The 8004-nt window shown below is 64.7% G+C and carries 7 protein-coding genes and 1 pseudogene; 4 read left to right on the plus strand and 4 right to left on the minus strand.

Translation table 11 applies throughout. The annotated features are described in order from the left end of the window. The 4 genes from VMR03_RS08210 to holA form a co-directional block, all read left to right on the plus strand. Window positions 1-339, plus strand: a 339-nt coding sequence (locus tag VMR03_RS08210) for a DUF3576 domain-containing protein (protein ID WP_325404083.1), incomplete at its 5' end; no start/stop codon positions are given. A gap of 134 nt (window positions 340-473) precedes the next feature. Further along, window positions 474-3113, plus strand: coding sequence for a leucine--tRNA ligase (gene leuS / locus VMR03_RS08215; RefSeq protein WP_325404085.1), 2640 nt, complete (start codon window positions 474-476; stop codon window positions 3111-3113). Window positions 3114-3117: 4 nt separating this feature from the next. Continuing rightward, window positions 3118-3651 carry an LPS assembly lipoprotein LptE gene (locus VMR03_RS08220; RefSeq protein ID WP_325404087.1) on the plus strand — a complete coding sequence of 178 codons (534 nt, stop codon included), beginning with the start codon at window positions 3118-3120 and terminating at the stop codon, window positions 3649-3651. Window positions 3652-3659: 8 nt separating this feature from the next. After that, window positions 3660-4703, plus strand: a complete 1044-nt coding sequence (gene holA / locus VMR03_RS08225; protein ID WP_325404089.1) for a DNA polymerase III subunit delta — start codon at window positions 3660-3662, stop codon at window positions 4701-4703. A 46-nt stretch (window positions 4704-4749) separates the two neighbouring features. Here holA and VMR03_RS08230 read toward each other — a convergent pair whose 3' ends face one another. The 4 genes and pseudogenes from VMR03_RS08230 to VMR03_RS08245 all read right to left on the minus strand — a co-directional run. Next, the gene (locus VMR03_RS08230; protein ID WP_325404093.1) at window positions 4750-5673 is read right to left on the minus strand and encodes a ParB/RepB/Spo0J family partition protein; all 924 of its coding nucleotides are present in this window, start codon (window positions 5671-5673) and stop codon (window positions 4750-4752) included. A 238-nt stretch (window positions 5674-5911) separates the two neighbouring features. Continuing rightward, a complete protein-coding gene (locus VMR03_RS08235; protein WP_325404095.1) occupies window positions 5912-6832 on the minus strand; it encodes a ParA family protein in 921 nt (306 codons plus the stop codon). Continuing rightward, window positions 6813-7409, minus strand: a complete 597-nt coding sequence (gene rsmG / locus VMR03_RS08240; protein WP_325404091.1) for a 16S rRNA (guanine(527)-N(7))-methyltransferase RsmG — start codon at window positions 7407-7409, stop codon at window positions 6813-6815. Before rsmG ends, VMR03_RS08235 begins: the two co-directional genes overlap by 20 nt. 87 nt (window positions 7410-7496) lie before the next feature. Next, a pseudogene (locus VMR03_RS08245) lies at window positions 7497-8004 on the minus strand (tRNA uridine-5-carboxymethylaminomethyl(34) synthesis enzyme MnmG); the annotation flags it as partial.

Below are 8004 nucleotides of genomic sequence, written 5' to 3' on the forward strand. Positions count from 1 at the left end.
ATCGGCATCAACAGCTTCCTGTGGCGCGCCTCGCTCGACACCATTTCCTTCATGCCGCTCGCCTCGGCCGATCCCTTTGGCGGCGTCATCATCACCGACTGGTACCAGGACCCGAAGACGCCCAATGAGCGCTTCAAGCTGACGATCTACATCATGGATCGCCGCCTGCGCGCCGACGGCGTCAAGGTTGCCGTGTTCCGCCAGACGCGCGGTACCTCGTCAGGCGGTTGGGAAGACGCGGCCGCCGATCCCGAGACCGGCCCCAAGATCGAGAACGCCATTCTGGTCCGCGCCCGTCAGCTTCGCATCAGCACCACCGAAGCGGGCGACGACAAGTAACAGAGGCCGTCATTTCGCGTCTCGCGCGGGTCGCCGCCTGGCAGCATTGCCAAGGGTGACCCGCATGCGTTTCTGACGCCCGCATTTTTCAACTTCTCCTGTTCGCAAACCAGTATTCCAGCCAGCATTCAAAAATGTCGACACGTTACAACGCCCGCGCAAGCGAACCGAAATGGCAGAAGGTCTGGGAGGACCGCGAGAGCTTCCGTACACGGAACGACGATCCGCGCCCGAAGTACTACGTGCTCGAGATGTTCCCCTACCCCTCCGGCCGCATCCATATCGGCCATGGCCGCAACTATGTGATGGGCGACGTCGTCGCGCGCTTCAAGCGCATGAAGGGCTTCAACGTCCTGCATCCGATGGGCTGGGATGCCTTCGGCCTCCCCGCCGAGAACGCGGCGATGGAACGCAAGGTCCACCCCAAGGCCTGGACCTATGAGAATATCGCGGCGATGAAGTCGCAGCTGAAACTGCTCGGCCTGTCGCTCGACTGGGCGCGCGAAATCGCAACCTGCGATCCTTCCTATTACGCCGAACAGCAGAAGATCTTCATCGAGTTCCTGAAGGCCGGCCTCGTCTACCGCAAGGAAAGCGAAGTCAACTGGGACCCCGTCGACAATACGGTGCTGGCGAACGAGCAGGTGATCGACGGCCGCGGCTGGCGCTCCGGCGCGCCGGTCGAGCGCCGCCGCCTGTCGCAATGGTTCTTCCGTATCACGCACTTTGCCGACGACCTTCTCACGGCGCTGGACGACCTGCCGCGCTGGCCGGAAAAAGTCCGCATCATGCAGAAGAACTGGATCGGCCGCTCGGAAGGCGCGCGCGTCTTCTGGCCGATCGAAGGCGTCGCCGGCGAGCCCGACTACAAGCTCGAGATTTACACGACGCGGCCGGACACGCTTTACGGCGCCTCCTTCTGCGCGCTCTCGCCGGATCATCCGCTGACGGCGAAGCTCGCCGAGGGCAATGCGGAGCTGCAAGCCTTCATCGCCGATTGCAAGCGCCTCGGCACCAGCGCCGAGGCGATCGAGACGGCCGAGAAGAAGGGCTACAAAACGCCGCTCACCGCCCGCCATCCTTTCATCGAAGGCGCGACGGTGCCGGTCTATGTGGCGAATTTCGTGCTGATGGATTACGGCACGGGCGCGATCTTCGCCTGCCCGGCCCATGACCAGCGCGATTTCGACTTCGCGAAGAAATACGGGTTGCCGATCCTGCCAGTGGTCGCGCCGAAGGATGTCGCCGCCGACAAGGATGCGCTCGCCCGATGGTGCGCTGAACTCGTGGCCGGCAAGGACGCCTTCACCGGCGACGGCATCGCGATCAATTCCGGCTTCCTCGACGGTCTCGACGTCGACGCGGCCAAGCGCGCGGCCATCGACAAGCTGAAGGCGGCGGGCCAGGGCGAAGGCACCGTCAATTACCGTCTGCGCGACTGGGGCGTTTCGCGCCAGCGCTATTGGGGCTGCCCGATCCCGATCGTGCATTGCGAGGCTTGCGGCCCGGTGCCTGTGCCCGAAGCCGAACTGCCGGTGAAATTGCCCGAGGACGTGACCTTCGACGTCCCCGGCAATCCGCTCGACCGCCATCCGACCTGGAAGCACGTGCCCTGCCCCTCATGCGGCAAGCCGGCGCGGCGCGAGACGGACACGATGGACACCTTCGTGGATTCGTCCTGGTATTTCGCCCGCTTCGCCAGCGAGCCCGGCGCCGCTCCCTTGACGAAAGAGGCCGCAGACCACTGGTTGCCCGTCGATCAGTATATCGGCGGCATCGAACACGCGATCCTGCATCTCCTTTATGCGCGTTTCTTCACGCGTGGCCTCGAGGCCTGCGGCCGCATTTCGGTGAAGGAGCCCTTCGGCGGGCTCTTCACGCAAGGCATGATCATCCACGAGACCTACAAGGATGCATCCGGCCAGTGGCTCTTTCCGGAAGAGGTCGAGAAGCTGGCGGACGGCAAGGCAGTGAAGCTCGCCGACCGCTCGCCGGTGACCGTCGGCGCGCCCGAGAAGATGTCGAAGTCGAAGAAGAACGTGGTCCCGCCGGAGATCGTCGCCGACAGCTACGGCGTCGACTGCGCCCGCTGGTTCATGCTGTCGGATACGCCGCCGGAACGCGACAGCGAATGGACGCAAGGCGGCGTCGAAGGCGCCTGGCGCCTCGTCCAGCGCATCTGGCGGCTGATCGGCGAGGCCGAAGACCGCCCGGCCTTCATTCCGGCGGCGGGCGCGCCCGTTCCGGCAAGCCTTTCATCCGAAGCGATCGCGTTGCGCCAGACCGTTCACCAGGCCAGCGCCGCGATCGAGGACAATATCGAGAACCTGCGCTTCAATGTGGCGGTTGCGAACGTCTATGAGCTGGTGAACGCGCTGGCGACAGTCGTCAACGGCCAGACCTGGCAGGCGGAAGGCTTCGATGCCTCTCTCGGCTGGGCGATCCGCGAGGCGCTCGAACGGCTCGTTCTGGTCATTGCGCCGATGATGCCGCATCTGGCCGAAGAGGGCTGGCAGCTCCTCGGCCATGAGGGACTGATCGTCGATGCTGCATGGCCGGTTGCCGACCCTGCCCTCCTCGTGAAAGACTCCGTCACGATCGCCGTTCAGGTGAACGGCAAGCGCCGGGACGAACTCACCATCTCCCGCGACGCGGACAATGCGACGGTCGAGCGCGCGGCGCTCGCCCTCGAGAAAGTGGAGAAGGCCATCGATGGGAAAACCGTCCGCAAGGTCATCGTGGTTCCCGGCAAGATCGTCAACATCGTGGTCTGAACCTATGTTCAACCTGCGCAAGAGCCTGTTGCTTGTCGTCCTCGCCGCCGCGCTGCCGATCGCGGGCTGCGGCTTCCGGCCGCTCTATGCCGATCGCGGGGCGGAGAGCGCCATCAACAAGCTCGCCGACATCGATGTCTCGGCGCCCGAGAACTCGACGGGCCGGGCGCTGAAATACAGCCTTCTCGACCGCCTGAGCGAGACGGGCTACGCGCCGGCCAATGCCGCCTACAAGCTGGTGCTGACACCCACCGCCTATACGCAGGATGTGGCCGTGCAGCAGGACGCCGCCGTGACGCGCGCCAATTTCGTGCTCGTCGTGCCTTTCACCCTGGTCGACAACGCCAAGGGCAAGACCGTCTACCGCTCGACGGCCCGGTCGCGCTCCTCCTACAACCGCGTCGAATCCGAATTCGCGAACCTGACCGCCGCGAAGGATGCGGAAAAGCGCACCGCCGAAGCGGTGGCGGACGATATCAAGCTGCAGCTCAGCATCTTTTTCGACCGTCAGCTGCCACAGGCGGCGAGCGCCGAATAGGCGCCGCCTTGAAGATCAAGCCGCAGGACGCCGACAGGTTCGCCCGCAAGCCGGATGCAAAAGTCCGGGCCGTGCTGGTCTACGGGCCGGATGCCGGCCTCGTCCGTGAACGGATGAACGCGCTGGCCCGGAGCGTCGTCGACGATCTCGCCGATCCGTTCCGCATCGCCGAGCTTTCGGACGGCGACATCCGTCAGGACCCGGCCCGGCTCGCCGACGAAGCGGCCGCGATCTCGATGCTGGGCGGCCGTCGCGTGGTGCGTGTGCGCGGCGCCGGCGACAGCGTCTCGAAAATCTTCGACGGCTTTCTGGCCGATCCCGCCGGCGACGCGCTGGTCGTCGTCGAGGGCGGCGATCTCGGGCCGCGCTCGAGCCTGCGCAAGCTCTTCGAGGAGGCGGACAATGCCGCCGCCCTTCCCTGCTATGCCGACGACGCGGCGGCGCTCGAGAACGTGATCCGCGGCCAGCTCGGCAAGGACGATCTCGTACCCGATCCGGCGGCTCTCGAATATCTGAATGCCCATCTCGGCAGCGATCGCGGCGTGACGCTGAACGAACTCGAAAAGCTCGCGCTCTATATGGGGCCCGTCCCGAAGGGCGAGAAGCGGAGCGTGACGCTGGAGGATGCCCGCGCCTGCATCGGCGACAATGCCGGATCGAGCCTCGACGAGGTGGTCGATGCGGCGGCGGGCGGCGACCTTCCCGCCCTCGACATCGCCCTTGCCCGGGCCCGCAGCGCCGACGCCCACCCGATCGCGCTGATCAACGCGCTGACCCGGCACATGCAGCAGCTTCACCTGGTGCTGGCCGATGTCGAAACCGGCACGCCGGCCGACAGCGCGATCCGCTCGATCCGGCCGCCGGTTCATTTCAGCCGCGCAGGCGCCGTCCGCCGTCAGGTCTCGCTCTGGAACCGCCGCCGTCTCGACAAGGCGCTGGGCCTGCTTCTCGAAGCGGAGATTCAGTGCAAGACGACAGGCCTGCCCGAAGAGGCGATTTGCGGGCAGACGCTGATGCGCATCGCCCAAGCCGCAAGAATGGGTCGCCGTTAGCCGAGAGCGAACAAAATCCTTCGCGAAACTGCGTCAAATAGCGAAATTAATTGAGATTGCTGATGCGGGGACCGCCCCGGCCGGCGAGCCGGCGGCAAATCTCGTCGAGCTGTTCGAGCGTCTTGTACTCGATGCGCACCTCGCCGCCCTTGTCGCCCGAAAAGCCGATCTCGACCTTGAGCCCGAGCTGCTCGGAGATGTTGCGTTCGAGCGCCAGCGTGTCCGTGTCCTTTTCGGCGCGCGGTGACGAGGGGCTCGCGCGGCGCGGCGCCTCGGAGCCCGTGGTCGCCTTGCGCGACAGGGCTTCGGCCTCGCGGACGCTCAGGCCCCTGGCGACGATCTCGGCGGCGAGCGCCTCCGCATTGTCGACGCCGATCAAGGGACGGGCATGGCCGGCTGTCAACTTGCCCTGCTCGATCAGCGAGCGGACGCCATCCGGAAGCGAGAGCAGGCGAAGCGTGTTGGCGACATGGCTGCGGCTCTTGCCGATCAGCTTCGAGAGCTGTTCCTGGGTATAGCTGAACTGGGCGGCGAGACGATCATAGCCGGCCGCTTCCTCGATCGCATTGAGGTCTGCGCGCTGAACGTTTTCAATGATTGCGATTTCAAGCGACTCGGCATCCGTCAGTTCCTTGACGATGATCGGAACCTGATGGAGCTGCGCGCGCTGCGCCGCCCGCCAGCGCCGTTCGCCGGCCACGATCTCGAAGGCGTTCGCGTCGCCCGCGACCGGACGCACGACGATCGGCTGCAGGATGCCTTTTTCGCGGATCGAATTGGCGAGGTCGACAAGGTCTTCCTCGCGGAAAGTATGCCGCGGCTGAAACGGGTTGGGACGCAGGAACTCGATCGGCACCTCGCGCACACCGCGCGGCGCCGGCGCATTCGCGTCGCCCAGCGCATAGGCCGCGTCGTCGCCGATCAGCGCCGCGAGGCCGCGTCCAAGCCGGCTCGGACTTTCCTCTGCCATCATCTCTTCCTCTCTCGTCCCCTCTTGCCGCTCGAAACCCAACACGGTCTTTCTCACTGAACTCACGGTATGGCCTCGAAAGTCTGACTACGACCGGCCATCCATGACAGAACGCCTAGGGTCGAAACCCGGCAGCACTACCTTGTATGACTGAAATCCAAATCGTTACTTTGCATTAACAGGAATTCTTAAAGCGGGCGACCGCCGGGGCCCAACGAGGGTCCGATCATATAACGTTTCAGGCGGCTGGACGACGCAAGGCACGTTCGCGCTGGATGAGCTCGGATGCCAGCTTCATATAGGCCTTGCTGCCGGCGCAACGGTGATCATAGACCAGTGCCGGCTTGCCATAGGACGGCGCCTCGGAAATCCGCACATTGCGCGGGATCACGGTGCGATAAACCTTCTCGCCCAGATGCTGGCGCACGTCGGATGCAACCTGATCCGACAGCTTGTTGCGCTGGTCGTACATTGTCAGCACGACGCCCTGGATTTCGAGGCGCGGATTGAGGCTCGACTTGACGCGCTCGACGGTCCGCAGCAACTGGCTCAAACCTTCCAGCGCGAAGAACTCGCATTGCAATGGCACGAGCACCGCGTCGGCAGCCGTCATCGCATTGATGGTCAAGAGATTGAGCGAGGGCGGACAATCGATCAGCAGATAAGTATAAGGACGCGCGGTCAGCGCTGCTTCCTTCTCGCTTCCATTGCGGGCCTTGCCGGCACGCGGCATCCGCGCCAGCGCGTCGCGCAGCCGATGCGATCGCCGGGGCACGGACGCGAGTTCGAGCTCGGCACCCAGCAGATCCATCGTGGACGGAACAATATCGAGCCCCGGTACTTTCGTCGGCACCACGGCATCCTCGATCAGCGCCGCGCCGATCAGCACATCATAGGCCGAGACCTTGCGCTCCGCCCGGCCGATGCCGAGACCCGTGCTGGCATTGCCTTGCGGATCGAGATCGACAATCAGCACCCGCTCGCCGACGGCGGCAAGCGCCGTACCCAGATTAATGGCGGTTGTCGTCTTGCCGACACCGCCCTTCTGATTGGCGAGAACCAGGATGCGGGGGCGAGGCCCCTCCGGCTGCGTCAGGACATTTCCGGCCGAAGCGGCTTGCGCTCCGATGGAGGTAAGATCAGCGCTCGAGTCCGGTATTTGCATGTCGGAGCCCCCAGAGCTTCAGCACCGTTCCGGATGGATCGGATTGGCTGGCAATGGCTTCACTGTCAAATATCCAATCTTTTGCCGACTCCGTCAATTCGGCAGCGACCCCCTGGCCCTTCAGGAAGAGCCCGATCGTATCTTTTCCCCAGAAAGATGAGGTCCAGTCGAGCAACCGGGGCAAAGGTGCCAATGCCCGGGCGCTGATAATGTCGGGCGAAGCGACCTCGCCCCTCGCCCCGAATTCTTCAATCCGCATCGTGTGGACGATGGCGGGCGCGCCGGTCGCCCGGATCACTTCCCGCATGAAAACGGATTTCTTCTGGTCGCTTTCGATCAGATGCATCCGGAATCCCGGCCTGCCCGCCAGCATGATGGCGACCACGAGGCCGGGAAATCCCGCCCCGCTCCCGATATCGACCCAGCTCCGCGCCGTCGGTGCGAGCGGAACAAGTTGAGCGCTATCCAGAAAATGCCTGTTCCATACCTCGGCCAGACTCGACGAGGCGACAAGATTGATCGAGCCCTGCCACTTCCGGAGCAGCGTCTCATAGGTCAGCAGCCCCGCCATTGTTTCACGTGAAACAGATGCCGCCGCCGAAAAGGACTCCGCGTCAAAGACTTGCACTAGATGTTGGGTCATGCCGAGCCCTACCCCTCAAGCTGTATGACGAGTCCATTGCCGCACATACATCAGGAGGGTCGTCAGAGCCGCCGGCGTGACGCCATCCACCCTCGCCGCCTGGCCCAGGGTGGCGGGCCGGGCGGTCCCAAGCTTCAGCCGGACTTCGTTGGAGAGGCCGGGAATCGCGGCATAGTCGAGGTCCGACGGGAGCGCCAGCCCCTCGTCCTTCCGGAAAGCCCGGATATCGCTCTCCTGCCGGTCGAGATAGCCGGCATATTGCGCGTCGATCTCAAGCTGCTCTCCGACATCGGCGGGCAACGTGCCGAGTTCGGGCCAAATATCGCCGATCTCGGTCAGCCCGATCTCCGGATAGGCCAGCAGGTCCATGGCGCTCCGCGCCACGCCATCCTGATTGATCCGCAGCCCCCGCCGCGCCAGCTCTGTGGGCGACAGGCGAAGCGTCCGGGCCAGCTCCCGCGCCGCTTCCAGCGCGGACAGCTTGGCCGCAAAGGCATCCGCTCGCGCCGTGCCCACCAGCCCT

It is taken from the genome of Parvibaculum sp. (assembly GCF_035511255.1).
GTDB lineage: Bacteria > Pseudomonadota > Alphaproteobacteria > Parvibaculales > Parvibaculaceae > Parvibaculum.